Genomic DNA, 14909 nt, shown 5'->3' with positions numbered 1-14909 from the left:
TGGCACGATGGACCACGGAGGACCGATGAGCACCACACCCGCGCCGGCGACGCAGACGCGCACCTCCCCCGCGCGCCAGCGGTTGCTGGATGCCGCGACCGACCTCTTCTACCGGGAAGGCATCCACTCCGTGGGCGTCGACCGGATCATCGAGGAATCGGGTGTGACGCGGGCGACGATGTACAAGCAGTTCTCGGGTAAGGAGGGGCTCGTCCTGGCCTACCTCCGGGGCGAGGATCAGCGACTCCGCGAGCTGTTCGCCGCGGCGGGCGCGGCATCCGATGATCCGGCGGTGCTGCTCGACCTCGTGATCGCGGGCATCGAGCAGGACATCCGCGAACGCCACACCCGAGGGTGCCCGTTCATCAACGCCGCCGCCGAGTACCCCGACCCCGGCCCGGTGCGCGACCTCATCGCCGAGCACCGGGAGTGGTTCCGCGCGACGCTCGAGCATCTCGCGCGCGCAGCCGGGCTCACCGATCCGGCGGATGCCGCGGCATCCCTCGTCCTACTGCGCGACGCCGCGCTGGTCGGCGGCTACCTCGACGGGCAGGAGCGGGCGGTCCCCGCGTTCTCCCGCACCGCCCGCGGCGTCATCGCCTCCCACCGCTCCTGACCGAGCCCCACCGCCCCTTGTCGAGCGGGCTCGAATCACCGCGGATCCAGTCCGCCCCGGTCGATTGCGCCCGCTCGGCATCGGGCGGAAGCGGCCGATAGTGCCTTCACACGGGTCACAGGAGTCACATCGCGGGGGCGACACGCCGTGCGAGAGGGCCGAAAAGCGCGGAAATACGCGGATCCAACGGCGATGTCGGGTACATTCGAGGCGGTCGAACCGACCAGCCGGGGGGCGCATCGCCGTCCGGTCCGAGCAATGAACGAGCGGCGACTCCGCCGCTCTCGGAGGACAATCCCCATGGCCGACAAGTCCATCACCAAGACCGAACTCGTCGCGAGCATCGCGAGCGCGACCGGACAGAGCCAGTCCGCCGTCTCGGGCGTGCTCGACTCCCTCTTCTCGACCGTGTCCGACGCGGTCGCCAAGGGCAGCAAGGTCTCGATCCCGGGCTGGATCTCGTTCGAGCAGGTCGCCACCTCCGCGCGCACCGGCCGCAACCCGCAGACCGGCGAGGAGATCAAGATCCCCGCGGGCAAGCGCGTCAAGGTCACCGCGGGCTCGAAGCTGAAGGCCGCCGTCAAGTGAGTCGAGCCGGGTCAATGCTGCGAAGCGGCGTTGACGCGGCTGCGACTCAGGTTGAGTAGGCCGCGAAGCGGCCGTATCGAAACCTCAGACCACCGGAAGGGGATGCCGCGCACGCGGCATCCCCTTCTGCATGCCCGACGTAGGCTGGAGGGGTGATCTCCGCTCCGGCCGCACGCGGCACCGCCGCACCGCGCGGGGCTGCGGAAGACACGGGTCGGGCGCGGGCGCTGCGGATCGCCGGGCCCGCGATCCTCCTGGTTTCGGCTGTCGTCGTGCTCGTGTGGGCGCTCGCCTTCGGCGGCGGTGCGGCGCCCCTCGCGATCGGCGATCCCGGCCCCCTCGCGCGGTGGGGGCTGCCCACCGTGAAGCTGCTGGTGAACCTGTCCGCCGCGGGCATGGTCGGCTCGCTCGTGCTCGCGCTCTTCGCACTGAGGGCGGGAGAGCGGGAGTTCGACATCGCGCTGGACGCGGCATCCATCTCGGCCGCCGTCTTCACGCTGTCGGCCGCGGCGACGGGGTTCCTCACTTTCATCGACGCCTTCAATCCGGCGATCAGCGCCGGTCCCGAGTTCGGGGCGCAGCTCGGACGCTTCCTCGTCGAGACCGAGGTCGGGCGCACGTGGCTCATCACGACGGTGGCGGGTGCCGCGCTCACGGTGCTGACCTTCGCCGTGCGGTCATGGACGGCGACGCTGTTCGTCGCGGTGCTCGCGGTCGCATCGCTCGTCCCGATGGGCACGCAGGGCCATTCGGGTGAGGAGGCCAATCACCACGAGGCGATGACGGCGCTCATCCTCCACATCATCGGCGCCGCCGTGTGGCTGGGAGGGCTGATCCTCCTCGTCGTGGTTCGCCCCGTCCTCGAACGCGATCGGATGGCGTCCGCGGTCGCGCGGTACTCGAGCATCGCGCTGGCCGCCTTCGTGGTGGTCGCCCTGTCGGGCACGGTCAGGGCGGTCATCGGTCTGGGCGACTGGGCGGCGCTGGTCTCGCCGTACGGCGTGATCCTGATCGTGAAGGTCATCGCCCTCGTGCTGCTCGGAACCCTGGGCGCGTGGTACCGGCTGCGGCTGATCGGACGGCTGCGCGACACCGGCGCGGCACGCACCTTCTGGACGCTCATCGTCTTCGAGCTCGCGCTCATGGGCGCCGCGAGCGGTGCGGCCGCGGCCCTGGCCCGCACGCCGCCGCCCGTCGACCAGGTGATCCAGACGCCCACGCCCGCCGAGGTGCTCACCGGCGCCCCGCTCCCGCCCGAGCTGACCGCGGGGCGCTGGCTGACCGCGTGGAACATCGACCTCATCTGGGCGGTCGTCGCCGGCTTCGCCGTGTTCTTCTACGTGGCCGGCGTGTGGCGCCTGCGCCGCCGCGGCGACGTGTGGCCGGTCTACCGCACCGTCATGTGGATCGCCGGCATGGCCCTTCTGGTGTGGGTGACCGGCGGCGTCATCAACGTCTACCAGGACTACCTGTTCAGCATGCACATGGCCGGCCACATGCTCCTGACCATGGCGATCCCCCTGCTCCTCGTCGCCGGTGCGCCCGTCACCCTCGCTGCCCGGGCGATCGTCAAGCGCGAGGACGGCACGCGCGGCGGGCGCGAGTGGATCCTGTGGGCCGTGCACTCCCCGGTGGCGCGCGTGCTCACCAATCCGTTCGTCGCGGCCGGCCTCTTCATCGGCTCGCTGTGGGTCTTCTACTACACCGACCTGTTCCGGTGGTCGCTGTACGACCACCTCGGCCACGAGTGGATGGTCGCCCACTTCCTCATCACCGGGTACCTCTTCGCGCTCACGCTCATCGGGATCGACCCGGTGCCGTGGCGGCTCCCCTACGCCGGGCGCCTCGTGCTGCTGATCGGCGTCATGGCGATGCACGCCTTCTTCGGCATCGCGATCATGATGCAGACGGGCCTCATGATCGCCGAATGGTTCGGCTCGATGGGGCGCGTGTGGGGCATGACGCCGCTCGAGGATCAGTACTTCGGCGGCGGCATCGCGTGGTCGATCGGCGAGATCCCGACGCTGATCGTCGCGATCATCGTCGCCGTGCAGTGGAGCCGCAGCGACGCGCGCGACCAGAAGCGGCGGGATCGGCACGCCGACCGCACGGGCGACGCCGAACTCGAGGCCTACAACGCGCACCTCGCCGAGCTGGCCGATCGCGACGCGCGCGCCGCGCGGCGCTAGGGTCCGTCGGGTCCGCTCACCAGGATGCTCGCGGTGCCGTCGGGCTGCACCTCGATGCGGCCGCCCACGACGAAGGGCACATCCTCGGACACCGAGGTGATGCTGCCGTCGAAGAGGGAGCGGATGTCGACGTCGATGTGCGCGACCGCCTCACTCGGAACGATCCGCCAGTCCGCGCCGTCGGGCTCGACCCGGACCGTCGGCTGCTGCGCGATCGACCACCGCGGCAGGGAGGCGATGCGGTCGGCGACGACGTAGCCGAACGGGCACGCCGTCGGCTGGAGGACCTCCTGGGTCGCGCACGAGTCCAGGAACTCCTCGACCTTGTCCTGCACGACCGCGACGAACTCGTCGGTCGCCTCGGCCTGCACCGTGACGGGCACGCTCTGGAACGGGCTGTCCGAGAGGACGGCCACCCCGGGGGTCTCCGAGATCGCCGTGTCGACCGACACCGCGTACAGACCGGGCGTGAACACGAGGAGGGGCATCGCCGCCAGCGGATCGGCGTCGGCCCCGTCGGGCGAGACCTGGCGTTTGTCGAGCTCGAAGCCGTTCACCGTGAACTGCATCGATCCGCGGACCTGGAGGTCCATCACCGCGAGCGGGCTCGTCGCGAACCGCCACGTCGGGGCGAGGCCGATCGAGCCGTCGCGCTCCACCTCGAAGGTCGTCTCGCCCTCGAGACCGCCCGTCTCGAACGCGACCGAGACGACCGCGAGGCCGTCCTCGGTGTCCTCCGACACGACACGCGCGTTCTCGAGCGGGGCCAGCGCTGCCGCGCGGAGGAGGGCGTCCGACGCGGTCGGCGGGAGACCGGCCGCCTCGAGCTCGGCGGAGTCCACCACGACCCCCGGCACGGCGAGCGCCTCGGCGGCGCGAGCGTCCGCAAGAAGCGAGAGGTAGCGCTCGACGAACGCCGACGCGCTGTAGAACTGCTGCCCGATCGCGCCGACGGCCGCCGCGACCGCCGCCACCAGGAGCACCCCCACGACCGCGAGCGCGGTCAGGTCGAGGGCGAGGCGGCGGCGCGAGCGGGTGCGGGCGGCTCCGGCGGGCGCGGGCGTCGACGCGGTGGATGCCGCGGCATCCGGGCTCGCGGAGGGGACCGGCGGCGCACCGCGACCCGCCGTGGTCTCCACAGCCCCCTGATCCACTCATCCAGTCTAGGAACCCCTCGTCCCAACCCGGTACGCCACGTCACGCCGCGTCCACCGATCGGTCGGGCGCACGCGGGGACGCGGCATCCGCTGGTTAGCATGAGTCGGTGAGTACGCCCGCGCTGTCCCCCGAGCAGGAGGCGCTGTTCCGGCTCATCGAGGACACGCGGGAGCACGTGTTCGTGACCGGACGCGCCGGCACCGGCAAGTCGACTCTGCTGCAGCATCTCGCGTGGCACACGTCGAAGCAGATCGCCGTGTGCGCACCGACGGGCGTCGCGGCGCTCAACGTCGAGGGCCAGACGATCCACTCGCTGTTCAAGCTCCCCCTGGGCATCATCGGCTCTCACGACGAGGACCAGTCCGACGCGACGCGCAAGCTGCTCAACGCGATCGACACGCTCGTGATCGACGAGATCTCGATGGTCAACGCCGACCTGATGGATGCCATCGACCGGTCCCTCCGCAAGGCGCGCGGGCGCCGCGGCGAGCCGTTCGGCGGGGTGCAGATCGTGATGTTCGGCGACCCGTACCAGCTCGCGCCGGTCCCTCCGCGCGGCGACGAGCTCCGGTACGTGCGCGACCACTACCGCTCCTTCTGGTTCTTCGACGCGAAGGTGTGGGTGGGCGAGGCGGCGAGCGACGGCATCCTCGACGTGGGCTCGTACGGCGCCGATCTGCACATCCGCGAGCTCGTCGACATCCACCGGCAGTCCGACCCGGCGTTCAAGGCGATGCTCAACGCCGTCCGGTACGGCCGCGTGACGGCCGACATCGCGCAGATCCTCAACGACACGGGCGCGCGCACGCCTCCCGATCCGAGCGACGGCGAGCATCCGATCATCACGCTCGCCACCCGGAACGACATCGTCAACGCCATCAACCGCCGGCATCTGAACGAGCTCGTCGGCCGCGAGCAGTCGGCGGTCGCCGAGATCAGCGGGGACTTCGGGCGGGGGGATGCCGCGTACCCGGCCGACGTCGAGCTCAAGCTGAAGGTCGGGGCTCAGGTCATGTTCCTGCGCAACGACATCCAGTCCTACGGCGAACCGCCCCGGTGGGTCAACGGGACGATCGGCACCGTGACGCGCATCGCGGGCGGCACGGTGCGGGTCGAGGTCGACGGGAAGGAGTTCGACGTCGAGCCGGCCGTGTGGGAGAAGTTCCGCTACGCCTACGATCCGGCGTCGAAATCGCTGTCGCGCGACATCGTCGCCGAGTTCACGCAGTTCCCGCTGCGGCTGGCGTGGGCGGTGACGATCCACAAGTCGCAGGGCAAGACCTACGATCGGGCGATCGTCGACCTCGGCTCGGGCGCGTTCGCGCCGGGGCAGACCTACGTCGCCCTGTCGCGGCTGACCTCGCTCGACGGCCTGTATCTCTCGCGACCGCTGCGTCCGTCCGACATCCGCGTCGACCCCGACGTCACGCGATTCATGTTGGCGCGGCCCGGAGCAATGCGAGCGTAGCCCGCGTTGATGCGGGCCGGGTCAAGGTCGAGTGCGCCCGGAGCGGCGTGTACCGAGACCCCGGCGTGCGAGCCCAGGCGCAGGGCTCGAGTCAGGCGACCTGAGCGGCCTTCGCGGCGGCGAGGTCCTCGAAGAGCTGCGTGTTGAAGCGGTAGGCCAGGAGCACCTCGTCGATCACGCGCTCCTGCTCCGCGGCATCCCACGGCGCGGCGTCGAGCTGCTCGCGGTAGACGTCCTTGAACGCCTTCGGGTCGGCGATCTCGTCGAAGAGGTAGAAGCCGATGCCGTTCGTGTCGAACCCGAAGCGACGCGACATGAGCCGCCCGATGAACTGCCCGCCGGACAGATCGCCGAGGTAGCGGGTGTAGTGGTGGGCGACGAACCCGCCCGGCCAGGTGGATCCGACCTCGTCGATGCGCTCGACGTAGCGCCGCGTCGTCGGAAGGGGGGCGATGCGCTCGCGCCAGTCCGGGCCGACGAGGTACTCCAGGTCGGACTCGAGTGCCGGCAGCCGGGTCAGCTTGTCGCTGATGAAGACGGCGGCGACCGGGTCCTCGCGCATGCGCTCCGCGGCCCGCTCGAGTGCCGCGTAGATGAACCAGTGCTGTGCGACGAGCGCGACGTAGTCGTCGCGCGTGCCCTCCCCCGTCATCAGGTCGGCCATGAAGCCGGCGTGCTCGCTCGACGAGTGCGCGCGGCTGGAGCGCTCGCGCAGCGCGGTCGAGAACGGGATCGGGTCGCTCATGCCGCCATTGTAGGGGCTTAGGGTGCCCTAACCTACTGGCCGCCCGGATTTCAGGAGTGGGGGCGCGGCTCGACGCCGAGGCGACGGCACGCTTCGTCGTAGAGCGCGACGATCTCGCGGCGCACCTCGCGGCGCTCGGAGATAGGGCCCCCGGGCCACCCGGCGTGCACCTCGACCTCTTCGCCGTCGGCCCGCACGGCCCGCCAGCGGCCGCCCGAGCCGTCGAAGTCGGTCATCGTGGCGGAGACGACGTCGTCCGCCGGGCCGAACGCGCGGGCGATGAGGACGTTGTCGTCGGCGTGGTCGTCGTTCATGTGCGAGAGCACGCCCGACAGCGCCGCGTCATCGAACCGGTGGTTCATGCGTCCAGCCTAGGTGGGGGGTGCCGTCAGCCGCGCCGCCGTGTGTTTGAATCTATGGAGATCATCGGGGGGTGAGTATGCGGGCCCAACCCAGGACGCGCCGCGCCGTCGCGGCGGTCGTCGCCGCGCTCTCCCTCGTGGCCGCACTCGCAGCCTGCGCTCCCGAGCAGTCGGTCGGCATCGATGTCCCGGCGCAGGTCGAAGGACCGTTCCCCGAGGCCACGCTCGCGCAGCTCGAGGGCGCGGTCGCGAACGCGATGGCCGCGACCGGAGCCTCTGGCGCGATCGTTGGAGTATGGGCGCCGTGGAGTGGCAGCTGGGTCACCGGCGTCGGCACGCAGAGCCCCGCCGAGGGGGCCGCCGAGGTGACGGCGGACATGCAGTTCCGTGCCGGGCCCATCACGCGGGCGATGACGTGCGATGTGCTCTACGAAGCGGTGGCTCAGGGCAAGGCCGAGCTCGACGACCCCGTGTCCGACTGGGTTGCGAGCGTCCCGATCCTCACCGACGTCACGCTGGAGCAGCTCTGCGACAGCACCTCGGGCATCGGATCGTACACGCCGGTCCTGCTCCCGATGTGGCTGGCGAATCCCGAACGCCGCTGGGCGCCTCGCGAGCTGGCCAGCTACGGACTCGGGCAGGGCCGCGTCGGCGAGCCGGGGGTCGCCTACCGTGACTCGGATGCCGGATACGTGCTTCTCGGTCTCGCGCTCGAGCGTGTGCTGGAGGCTCCGGCCCCGCAGCTGATCGACGAGTACGTCGCTGAACCCCTCGGGCTGGACCGCACCCGCCTGGGGGCTCTCCCGGGCGATGCGGTGCTGGATGGTCTGTACGCTCCGCCCGTCGACGGAGGCAAGCGAAATTGCCTGGAACCGAGCGTCGTCACGGATGTCTCCCCGACGACGGCGTTCACAGACAGCGGGGTGGTCAGCGACATCCACGACCTGGGTCGTTACGCGCAGGCGCTGGCCGTCGGCGCGCTCCATCCCGACGTCGATGACCGCTTCGCCGACCCGAAGCCCGCCGGACCGCGGGCGCCGTCGTGGTACACCGTCGATGGGGGGACTCGCCAGGCCGGCCCGCTCATCGGCCAGTTCGGCGCCGTGCCCGGATACACGAGCGCGGCGTTCTCCGACCCCGAGACCGGGCTCACGGTCGCGGTCGTGCTCAACAACTCCGCAGGTGGTGCGGGCTTCGGTGCCTATCTCGCGTGGGAGCTCGCTGCGATCGCTTCGAAGGCGCCCGCCGCCGATGGGGCCACCGCTCCCCAATCGGGCCTGCCGTGGACGGCAGAGCAGTATCACGCGGTGATCGCCGACGCCGCGATCTGCGCCCCCGCGGCGTGACCCCTCGCTCCGGCGTCAGCACGCCGGCGATCCTGCTGGTCATCGCCGGTCTTGCCTGTCAGGAGGTCGGCGCCGCGATCGCCGTGCTGCTCTTCCCCGCCGCGGGACCGCTGGGGATGGTGATGCTGCGCCTGGTCTTCTCGGCGCTCATCCTGCTCGCGATCGCCCGCCCGTCGCTGCGCGGACATTCGCGGTCGGCATGGACGGGCGTCGTGCTCTTCGGGATCGTGCTGGCCACCATGAACGGCCTGTTCTACCTCGCTCTCGAGCGACTGCCGCTCGGCGTCACGGTGACGATCGAGGTGCTCGGGCCTCTGGTGCTGTCGATCGTCGCCGCTCGGCGCGCATCCGCGTGGCTGTGGGCGGTGCTCGCGTTCGCGGGGGTCGTCGCGCTCGGCGGTGGCGGATGGGACCGCCTCGACCTGCTCGGAGTGCTCTTCGCCCTCGGGGCGGCCGCGAGCTGGGCGTTCTACATCCTCGCGTCGGCGAGGGTGGGGCGGGACTTCCCGAAGCTCGACGGGCTCGCACTCGCGATGGCGGTCGGCGCAGTGCTCGCCCTCCCGTGGGGAATCGTGGATGCCGGAGCCGCCCTCCTGCGGTGGGAGATCATCGCGCTCGGCGCCGCGGTGGCGATCCTGTCGTCGACGATCCCGTACGCGTTCGAGCTCATCGCGCTGCGACGCCTTCCGGCGGCCGCGTTCGCGATCCTGATGAGTCTTGCGCCCGCGACGGCCGCGCTCGCCGGATTCGTGTTCCTCGGTCAGAACCTGTCCTGGCTCGAGGTCGCGGGCATCGCCCTCGTGATCGCCGCGAGCATCGGCGCGGTGCGCTCGTCGGCGCGCGCCGCGCGCGGGACCGCCGAGCCGATCGCCTGACGGGGCGACACCTCGACCCGCGATCGCGGTCCAACTCTCCGGTCTCCTCAGGGCTTCCCGGCTGCGACCCATCGGCGCGCGAACACGCACCGGTTTCCGGGCGGACGCAATTGCTCACAACCTGTCGCGACAGGGTCCATACTCTCGCTGGACGTCAGCGAACTCCTCTACTTCTTCCTGAAGTCGCTGCGCAAGCCACTCTCCGTCCCGCAGCCACTTCTGCAGGTTGGCTTCGGTGTCCCATCCCTTGAAAGGGTCAGCGTGCTCTTCGAAGAAGGCCTGCCAGCCGGCTAGGTCCTCGCCAAGTTCCTTGCTCAGACCGTATGTCTCGGGAGTCGTGGTGTAGCCGACATCCCACGTTGGCGTCGAGTTTTCCCAGAGCGGGTAGTCGCGCGAGTAGTCCGGGAACAGGCGAATCACCCGGCGCGCAGGCGGGATCTGCTCCATGAGCAGCACTCTATCCAAGGCTCGATGGACGACCGGGTTACGAGCGCTCGACCGGGAACGCCCGCTCAACGATGACGTGTGACCGCTGCTCCCGCAGCTCGGCCAAGAGCGCTGGCGGCCAGGAGGCGATGAACTCCGGCGTCTCCCCGCGCCAGGCGCCAACGTGCTCGACGAGCGAAACCTGGACACCGTTGATGAGATAGTCATCTCGGTCCGTGAGCGCTTGCTCGACCGCGCGAGGGATGCCGATGGAGGACCAGCGCGCACACTAGTCTCCTTCTATGAGGCAGGCGTCGAAGCTGGTCGTTATCGCGGTCTCAACGTTGCTTCTCACCGGTTGCACGTCCTCGTCGATCCCCGAGTTCGATTCGCCCCAGACGGATCAGGACCGGTTGCCTGACCCGTCTTCCGCGACCCAGGCAGATATCGACCCTGCATCCACCCGTTACTCCGGCCAGGTCGAGGAGTACGCGGTGTACCTCGGCCGAAGCGAGGCTAATGGCGTGTGCGTGCTCCTTGTCGCCGGCGACGAACTGTTCTCCACCAGCTGCGGCGGAGCGGGTGTGGGAACGGAGTTGGCGAGTGGAACGAAGATCGAAGCGGGCGATTTCTCCTTCGACGAGCTCGACGGCGAGATGCTGAGCCCCAGCGTCCGGGTGATTTCCGGCAGCTAGGCGAAGGCGGTCGCGCGAAGAGGTACCCGTCTTCCGCCTAGCTCGACCCGAACGCGCTTGCGTCGACTCACAAGTCAGAGTTCGAGGGCGTAGTAGAAGGCACGCTCGCCGGTGTCTGGATCCTTGCCGCTGAACCCGTGGCGTTCGTAGAAGCGCTGCGCGTCAACGTCTGCTTGGTCGACGTTGATCTCGATGGCTGAGACACCGATGTTGATGGCGTCCGTCAGGACCCGGTGGATGATCGCGGATCCGAGGCCGTTCCCGCGGTGTTGCGGAGCGACGTAGAGCTCATCGAGAAGTGCGACAGGCCCGTCGTACCAGACGTTGGTTCGTAGCGTGAGGAGAGCGACACCGACTGCGGGGTCGCGGATCAAGTACGCGATGGTGCTCGGTCCGGCGAGCATTGACGTGAGCCGGTGCGCGAGCGTGACAGCTCCGGGCGTTTCGGCATCGAACTCCGTGTTGAAGTCGTGCAGGAGGCGGGCCACCTCTCCGGCAGCCTCGGGTCCGGCCCTGTACGCACGGTCCCCAGCACTGGGCTTAGACATGGCGCGATGCTACCGTCCCGATCACAGCTCGCAGCAGAAGGTTCGCGAAGAGCGCTCGCGGTGAGGAGGGCGGGAAGGACTCACCCGACCCGCATGCTGTGGGATCGCCCGTCGTCGGCCAAGTGACTGCGAACGCGACGTCTGGTTCAGGGTCGGCGTGCGTAGATCGAGGTTGTCGCGTCGGTGCGAACGGCACTGATGTCGATGAAGCCGGCCGCCGCGAGTTCCGTCGCGAGCTGATCCGGTGTCCGTTCAGGAACGCCCCACGATGCCAGCAAGACCCGGTCGAGTGAGTACTGGCGCGCGTGCTCGCCGAAGGGCTCGTGAGCCATCCGCTCATGCTCGCCGAAGACCGGAGATCGCACGATCCCCCCAGTGCGGAGATTCGCGAACATCGATGCGAGTGCGTCCGCACGCGTCGCCGTCGGGAAGAACCACTGGCTCCAGAATCCGAAGTCGAACGCCTCGTCGCCACGATATGTCGTCGCGTCGCCGGTGACGATGTCGACGCGGTCGGCCAGGCCGAGATCCGCGGCACGGTCACGCGCCTCGTCTGCCAGCACAGGATCCAGCTCGACGCCCACGGCGTGCAGTCGAGGCATCGCCTGCAGCATGGTCAGCATGCGTCCGGCGATGCCGCATCCGAGTTCCAGATACCGGCCGCCTGCGTGCATCGGGGCGAACCAGGGATCCGCGAGGGGGTCCTCTCGAATCCGCGCGACGAGTTCCCGCGAGTACGGGTTCGGAGAGACCGAGTGAGCGAAGGCCGACCGCTCCGACGCGGCAATGGTGGAGTAGGTGGCATCCGGGGTCGACAGCATCATGTCGATGGCGCGGCTCTGAGCGAAGATGTTCCGCAACGGCTGGAAGGCGTCCTCAGCGGTAAGCGCCCGCCAGGGCGGCGTCAGCCGGATCTCGCCAGCATCGGAGTCGGCGACTCCATTGACGATAAGCGCCGCGCACACCGCGTCGACCCAGTCCTCGGACACCTTCACCGCGCGTGCGACATCGCCGGGCGTGGCGCCGTCGCGGAGAGCAGTGAGCACGCCCTGTCGTTCAGCCTGCTCGAGGATCGAGAACAGGCTGCGCGCGGAGGTCAACGGAGTGATCACCGCGCGCATCGCGTCGAAGAAGCCGAGCTCCTCCGCCATACCACTCCCGTCCTCGCTCAGCCCGACCGTGGATTGATCCTGATGGCCCACCAACCGTGCCTGCAGCAAATGTACGGAAAGCACCCGACCTCACGGAAGGAATCGTCACCTAGGACACCCGGCAGCCGTACGGGAGCCCGCGAGGTCGCGAACACCCGTGTCAGGATCGTCGCCTCACGTGCACGAACCGCCCCCGCACCGCGCATCGCCCGGACAGGGATGGCTACCGTGACAGGAACACGTCAGTAGAATTCGCGGTAAGCCTCAAGGATCAGCTGGTCCAGCTGTTCGTCCGTGATCTGACCTCTTCGGTAGTCCGCCTTGTACTTCGCGATCTTTTCGTCGAGCGTCAACGGCGCGCCGTCCCCGGGCCCAGGCGGGCGGGGCACACCAGCGCCTTTGGGTCGCATCTCCCGCCACACGCCGGTGTACACGTTCCATGCCGCCGTAGGGCGAAACGGCGCGAACGACCGATATCGATCTCGAACTGCGTAGTAGAGCGCTTCACCGTTGAGGCCGCTCTGGAGGAAGTGCACCCAGGCACCGAGCGGGTTCGGCTGGTCGCGCAGAGCCCCGAGATCGTCCTTTCCCTTGAACGGCCCTACCGGACCCGCCGACTGGAAGTCGATGTGATCGTAGGTGGCGATCGGGAACTCGAACGACGCGGTGACGTTTGGCGACCACCAGCAGCGGGCCTGCGCCACCTTCCCGTCCAGCTCCTTGTCGATCCACGTTGCAAAAGCCACGTAATCGCGATCAGACGGTTGCACTCCGAACGATGGCAGCAGCGGCATGCCCCACACTCCCCTCCCCAGCAGGCTCAGCGGACCATCCGCTAGGTGCACCGTAGTGGCCCTGGAACCATCGCGCTACGGGCTCGATCCGCGACCTGCTGAACCAGCCGAGCGAAACGAGAGAAGCAGACGACGGTCGCCGCCCGGGCATGATGTCGGTACGACTACGACACAAGGTGGCCCTCAAGCAATTGACCGTGCTCGTCGCGCACGGTTTGGCGAGATAGGCCATCGAATCTGGCCAACGCTCGGCAGGGAGTCGAGATCTGGCATGTCGAATGCGCGGTGAAGCGCAGCTTCCGTGCCTCGCGCGTTCGGGGATCCCCTCAGCGCACACATGACGTTCGAACCGTCGATGACAATTTCGGGCATGACGAACCCGGCTATGATCGAGAACGTGCCTGTCGGCGGCGACGGGATGCCGTGATCCGCGCCGTGAGCGCCACCTCACTGTTCGATGAAGCGGATCGGGAGATCCGCACACGGAAGCGGTGAGGACTGGATCGCGTCGCTGATGGCCCCGTGATTCTGCGACGGGGCGACGATCTGGACGATCGGCCCTCCCTCGGCGGGTGCCTCACCGCCGTCTGCCCAATAGCTCGTGGCCCCGAGTTCGGCGAGATCAGTCAGCAGCGCGAGATAGGCGTCGCTGTCGCCCGGCGCGAGCACGAGGCCGAGGTTCGCGGAGTTGATCTCGACACTCCGGTTCCCGTCCACGCCCGCGGCCGCAACGAGGTCGGCCGAATGCTCGACAATCGGGAGCAGGTGGGTGAATCCTTCCGGGAGTTCCTCAGCCACCTCGACGAACGCGAGCCTGCGGTCGCCCCAGATGGCCGGCTGAACGGCGAGGCCCGGCGCCACGCGGTCGAGTTCGGCGACGAGCCGCACGGCGTCGAACCCGAAGTCGGGGCATTGCGACTGCTGGCCGGCGACACCTGACCCCGTCGCCGGAGCGTGGAGCGACACCTCGGATGCCGCGGGCGTCAGGACGATGATCGACCAGGCGATGGGGTCCGGGTACACCGTCGAGCAGGTCGCATCGAGCAGCCCCTGAAGTCCGGACTCATCCACCGTTACCGACATCCACGACATGGGCTCGAAGAACGTCGGCGCTTCGACCCACCGCTCCTTCTGAACGCCCTGCACACCGGGCAGGCCCTCGACACTCGATGCGAGTTCGTCGAACTGCGGACTCGGGCGGTCGAAGTGCGTCTCGTTCACCGTCCACGAGAACATCACCAGTGCGCCGAGCACGATCCCGCCGATCACCAGCGCCAGAATTGTCAGCCGGACGCGCCGGCCGACTCGACCCGGCGGTCGGCCATCCGCGGACCCTTTCGGTGCGGAGCCCGTCGGAGGAGTGATCGTCGTCGACATCGGATCCTCCTCGCTCGACTGCGCCGTCAGGACCGAACGTAGTGCGCCGGGAGACGCACGTCACGTGTGGGAGTCAGGCGGGGCTGAAAGCAGCGGTATTGAGGGGCGCTCCTGATGCGCCCTGGTCCGACCTCATCTGGCAGCCTCGGGTTGACGGCAACAGGGGATTGTGGACAGGCTCGAAGCTATGGCATCCGTAGAGCACTTCGAGATCCCCGCTGACGACGTCGACCGCGCGCAAGCCTTCTACGGGAAGGTCTTCGGGTTCACCTTCGAGGATTGGGGCGACGGCAACATCATGCTCCGCACCGGGAGCGACGCCGGCATCAACGGCGACATCCACCAGCGCGGCCCGGTGTCCCACCCGACCGTCGTGATCTCAGTCGATGATCTCGAGGCGACCATCGCGGCGGTCGTCGAAGGCGGTGGCGAGCAGGTCGGCGAAATCGAATCGATGGGTGAGACCGCCCGCTACGCATACGTGAAGGATTCCGAAGGGAATGTCATCGGGTTGTACGCCGACGCCCCGTAGCTCGCCGAGCCCGTCGACAGTGCGCGAGGCCGCGACTAC

Annotated in this window: 16 protein-coding genes; 8 read left to right on the top strand and 8 right to left on the bottom strand. The window is 69.0% G+C overall.

Annotation, left to right across the window (positions count from 1 at the left end; genetic code table 11):
- The first annotated feature begins 25 nt into the window (after positions 1 to 25).
- From ACFQ0P_RS05620 to ACFQ0P_RS05610, 3 genes are all read left to right on the top strand, one after another.
- Positions 26 to 616: a TetR/AcrR family transcriptional regulator gene (locus ACFQ0P_RS05620; RefSeq protein ID WP_204981128.1), complete on the top strand. Its 591-nt coding sequence runs from the start codon at positions 26 to 28 to the stop codon at positions 614 to 616.
- Positions 617 to 916: 300 nt separating this feature from the next.
- Positions 917 to 1204: an HU family DNA-binding protein gene (locus tag ACFQ0P_RS05615; RefSeq protein WP_204981127.1), complete on the top strand. Its 288-nt coding sequence runs from the start codon at positions 917 to 919 to the stop codon at positions 1202 to 1204.
- Between the two features lie 233 nt (positions 1205 to 1437).
- Positions 1438 to 3393: a cytochrome c oxidase assembly protein gene (locus ACFQ0P_RS05610; protein WP_204981550.1), complete on the top strand. Its 1956-nt coding sequence runs from the start codon at positions 1438 to 1440 to the stop codon at positions 3391 to 3393.
- On the opposite strand, the gene ACFQ0P_RS05605 is transcribed toward ACFQ0P_RS05610, so the two are convergent.
- A complete protein-coding gene (locus tag ACFQ0P_RS05605) occupies positions 3390 to 4547 on the bottom strand; it encodes a hypothetical protein (protein WP_378771590.1) in 1158 nt (385 codons plus the stop codon). The two genes, ACFQ0P_RS05610 and ACFQ0P_RS05605, sit on opposite strands and share 4 nt — an antisense overlap.
- Positions 4548 to 4657: 110 nt before the next feature.
- On the opposite strand from ACFQ0P_RS05605, the gene ACFQ0P_RS05600 reads away from it, so the two are divergent.
- Entirely contained in the window at positions 4658 to 6019 is a 1362-nt protein-coding gene (locus ACFQ0P_RS05600) for an ATP-dependent DNA helicase (RefSeq protein ID WP_204981126.1), read from the top strand.
- Positions 6020 to 6110: 91 nt separating this feature from the next.
- Here ACFQ0P_RS05600 and ACFQ0P_RS05595 read toward each other — a convergent pair whose 3' ends face one another.
- Together ACFQ0P_RS05595 and ACFQ0P_RS05590 are read right to left on the bottom strand one after the other, a co-directional pair.
- Complete coding sequence (locus tag ACFQ0P_RS05595) at positions 6111 to 6764, bottom strand: biliverdin-producing heme oxygenase (protein ID WP_204981125.1); 654 nt, start codon at positions 6762 to 6764, stop codon at positions 6111 to 6113.
- A gap of 50 nt (positions 6765 to 6814) precedes the next feature.
- The gene (locus ACFQ0P_RS05590; protein ID WP_204981124.1) at positions 6815 to 7126 is read right to left on the bottom strand and encodes a DUF2470 domain-containing protein; all 312 of its coding nucleotides are present in this window, start codon (positions 7124 to 7126) and stop codon (positions 6815 to 6817) included.
- Positions 7127 to 7203: 77 nt separating this feature from the next.
- On the opposite strand from ACFQ0P_RS05590, the gene ACFQ0P_RS05585 reads away from it, so the two are divergent.
- Both ACFQ0P_RS05585 and ACFQ0P_RS05580 read left to right on the top strand, forming a co-directional pair.
- Entirely contained in the window at positions 7204 to 8472 is a 1269-nt protein-coding gene (locus ACFQ0P_RS05585; RefSeq protein WP_204981548.1) for a serine hydrolase domain-containing protein, read from the top strand.
- Positions 8469 to 9347, top strand: coding sequence for an EamA family transporter (locus ACFQ0P_RS05580; RefSeq protein WP_204981123.1), 879 nt, complete (start codon positions 8469 to 8471; stop codon positions 9345 to 9347). Before ACFQ0P_RS05585 ends, ACFQ0P_RS05580 begins: the two co-directional genes overlap by 4 nt.
- A 114-nt stretch (positions 9348 to 9461) precedes the next feature.
- Here the strand turns inward: ACFQ0P_RS05580 and ACFQ0P_RS05575 are convergent, their stop codons facing one another.
- Complete coding sequence (locus tag ACFQ0P_RS05575; RefSeq protein WP_204981122.1) at positions 9462 to 9794, bottom strand: hypothetical protein; 333 nt, start codon at positions 9792 to 9794, stop codon at positions 9462 to 9464.
- Positions 9795 to 10075: 281 nt separating this feature from the next.
- Between ACFQ0P_RS05575 and ACFQ0P_RS05570 the strand changes: the two genes are divergently transcribed.
- Positions 10076 to 10468 (top strand): hypothetical protein, encoded by a 393-nt coding sequence (locus ACFQ0P_RS05570; RefSeq protein WP_204981121.1) that lies wholly within the window; start codon positions 10076 to 10078, stop codon positions 10466 to 10468.
- A gap of 74 nt (positions 10469 to 10542) precedes the next feature.
- On the opposite strand, the gene ACFQ0P_RS05565 is transcribed toward ACFQ0P_RS05570, so the two are convergent.
- From ACFQ0P_RS05565 to ACFQ0P_RS05550, 4 genes are all read right to left on the bottom strand, one after another.
- The gene (locus tag ACFQ0P_RS05565) at positions 10543 to 11016 is read right to left on the bottom strand and encodes a GNAT family N-acetyltransferase (protein WP_204981120.1); all 474 of its coding nucleotides are present in this window, start codon (positions 11014 to 11016) and stop codon (positions 10543 to 10545) included.
- 146 nt (positions 11017 to 11162) lie between these two features.
- A complete protein-coding gene (locus ACFQ0P_RS05560; RefSeq protein ID WP_204981119.1) occupies positions 11163 to 12167 on the bottom strand; it encodes an SAM-dependent methyltransferase in 1005 nt (334 codons plus the stop codon).
- A 242-nt stretch (positions 12168 to 12409) separates the two neighbouring features.
- Entirely contained in the window at positions 12410 to 12961 is a 552-nt protein-coding gene (locus tag ACFQ0P_RS05555; RefSeq protein WP_204981118.1) for a hypothetical protein, read from the bottom strand.
- A gap of 447 nt (positions 12962 to 13408) precedes the next feature.
- Positions 13409 to 14230 carry a hypothetical protein gene (locus ACFQ0P_RS05550; RefSeq protein ID WP_378771582.1) on the bottom strand — a complete coding sequence of 274 codons (822 nt, stop codon included), beginning with the start codon at positions 14228 to 14230 and terminating at the stop codon, positions 13409 to 13411.
- Positions 14231 to 14525: 295 nt separating this feature from the next.
- Here ACFQ0P_RS05550 and ACFQ0P_RS05545 point away from each other — a divergent pair, with 295 nt between their 5' ends.
- Positions 14526 to 14870 carry a VOC family protein gene (locus tag ACFQ0P_RS05545; protein ID WP_204981116.1) on the top strand — a complete coding sequence of 115 codons (345 nt, stop codon included), beginning with the start codon at positions 14526 to 14528 and terminating at the stop codon, positions 14868 to 14870.
- Positions 14871 to 14909 lie beyond the last annotated feature (39 nt).

It is taken from the genome of Microbacterium insulae (assembly GCF_042677065.1).
GTDB lineage: Bacteria > Actinomycetota > Actinomycetes > Actinomycetales > Microbacteriaceae > Microbacterium > Microbacterium insulae.
Note: the sequence above shows the minus strand (reverse complement) of the source record. Positions and strands in the feature narration are given on the sequence as shown.

Excerpts from the sequence above, each read along its gene's own strand:
- ACFQ0P_RS05620 (WP_204981128.1), top strand. The coding sequence starts at position 26 with ATGAGCACCACACCCGCGCCGGCGACGCAGACGCGCACCTCCCCCGCG.
- ACFQ0P_RS05615 (WP_204981127.1), top strand. The coding sequence starts at position 917 with ATGGCCGACAAGTCCATCACCAAGACCGAACTCGTCGCGAGCATCGCG.
- ACFQ0P_RS05595 (WP_204981125.1), bottom strand. The coding sequence starts at position 6,764 with ATGAGCGACCCGATCCCGTTCTCGACCGCGCTGCGCGAGCGCTCCAGC.
- ACFQ0P_RS05590 (WP_204981124.1), bottom strand. The coding sequence starts at position 7,126 with ATGAACCACCGGTTCGATGACGCGGCGCTGTCGGGCGTGCTCTCGCAC.
- ACFQ0P_RS05585 (WP_204981548.1), top strand. The coding sequence starts at position 7,204 with ATGCGGGCCCAACCCAGGACGCGCCGCGCCGTCGCGGCGGTCGTCGCC.
- ACFQ0P_RS05575 (WP_204981122.1), bottom strand. The coding sequence starts at position 9,794 with ATGGAGCAGATCCCGCCTGCGCGCCGGGTGATTCGCCTGTTCCCGGAC.
- ACFQ0P_RS05570 (WP_204981121.1), top strand. The coding sequence starts at position 10,076 with ATGAGGCAGGCGTCGAAGCTGGTCGTTATCGCGGTCTCAACGTTGCTT.
- ACFQ0P_RS05565 (WP_204981120.1), bottom strand. The coding sequence starts at position 11,016 with ATGTCTAAGCCCAGTGCTGGGGACCGTGCGTACAGGGCCGGACCCGAG.
- ACFQ0P_RS05560 (WP_204981119.1), bottom strand. The coding sequence starts at position 12,167 with ATGGCGGAGGAGCTCGGCTTCTTCGACGCGATGCGCGCGGTGATCACT.
- ACFQ0P_RS05555 (WP_204981118.1), bottom strand. The coding sequence starts at position 12,961 with ATGCCGCTGCTGCCATCGTTCGGAGTGCAACCGTCTGATCGCGATTAC.
- ACFQ0P_RS05545 (WP_204981116.1), top strand. The coding sequence starts at position 14,526 with ATGGCATCCGTAGAGCACTTCGAGATCCCCGCTGACGACGTCGACCGC.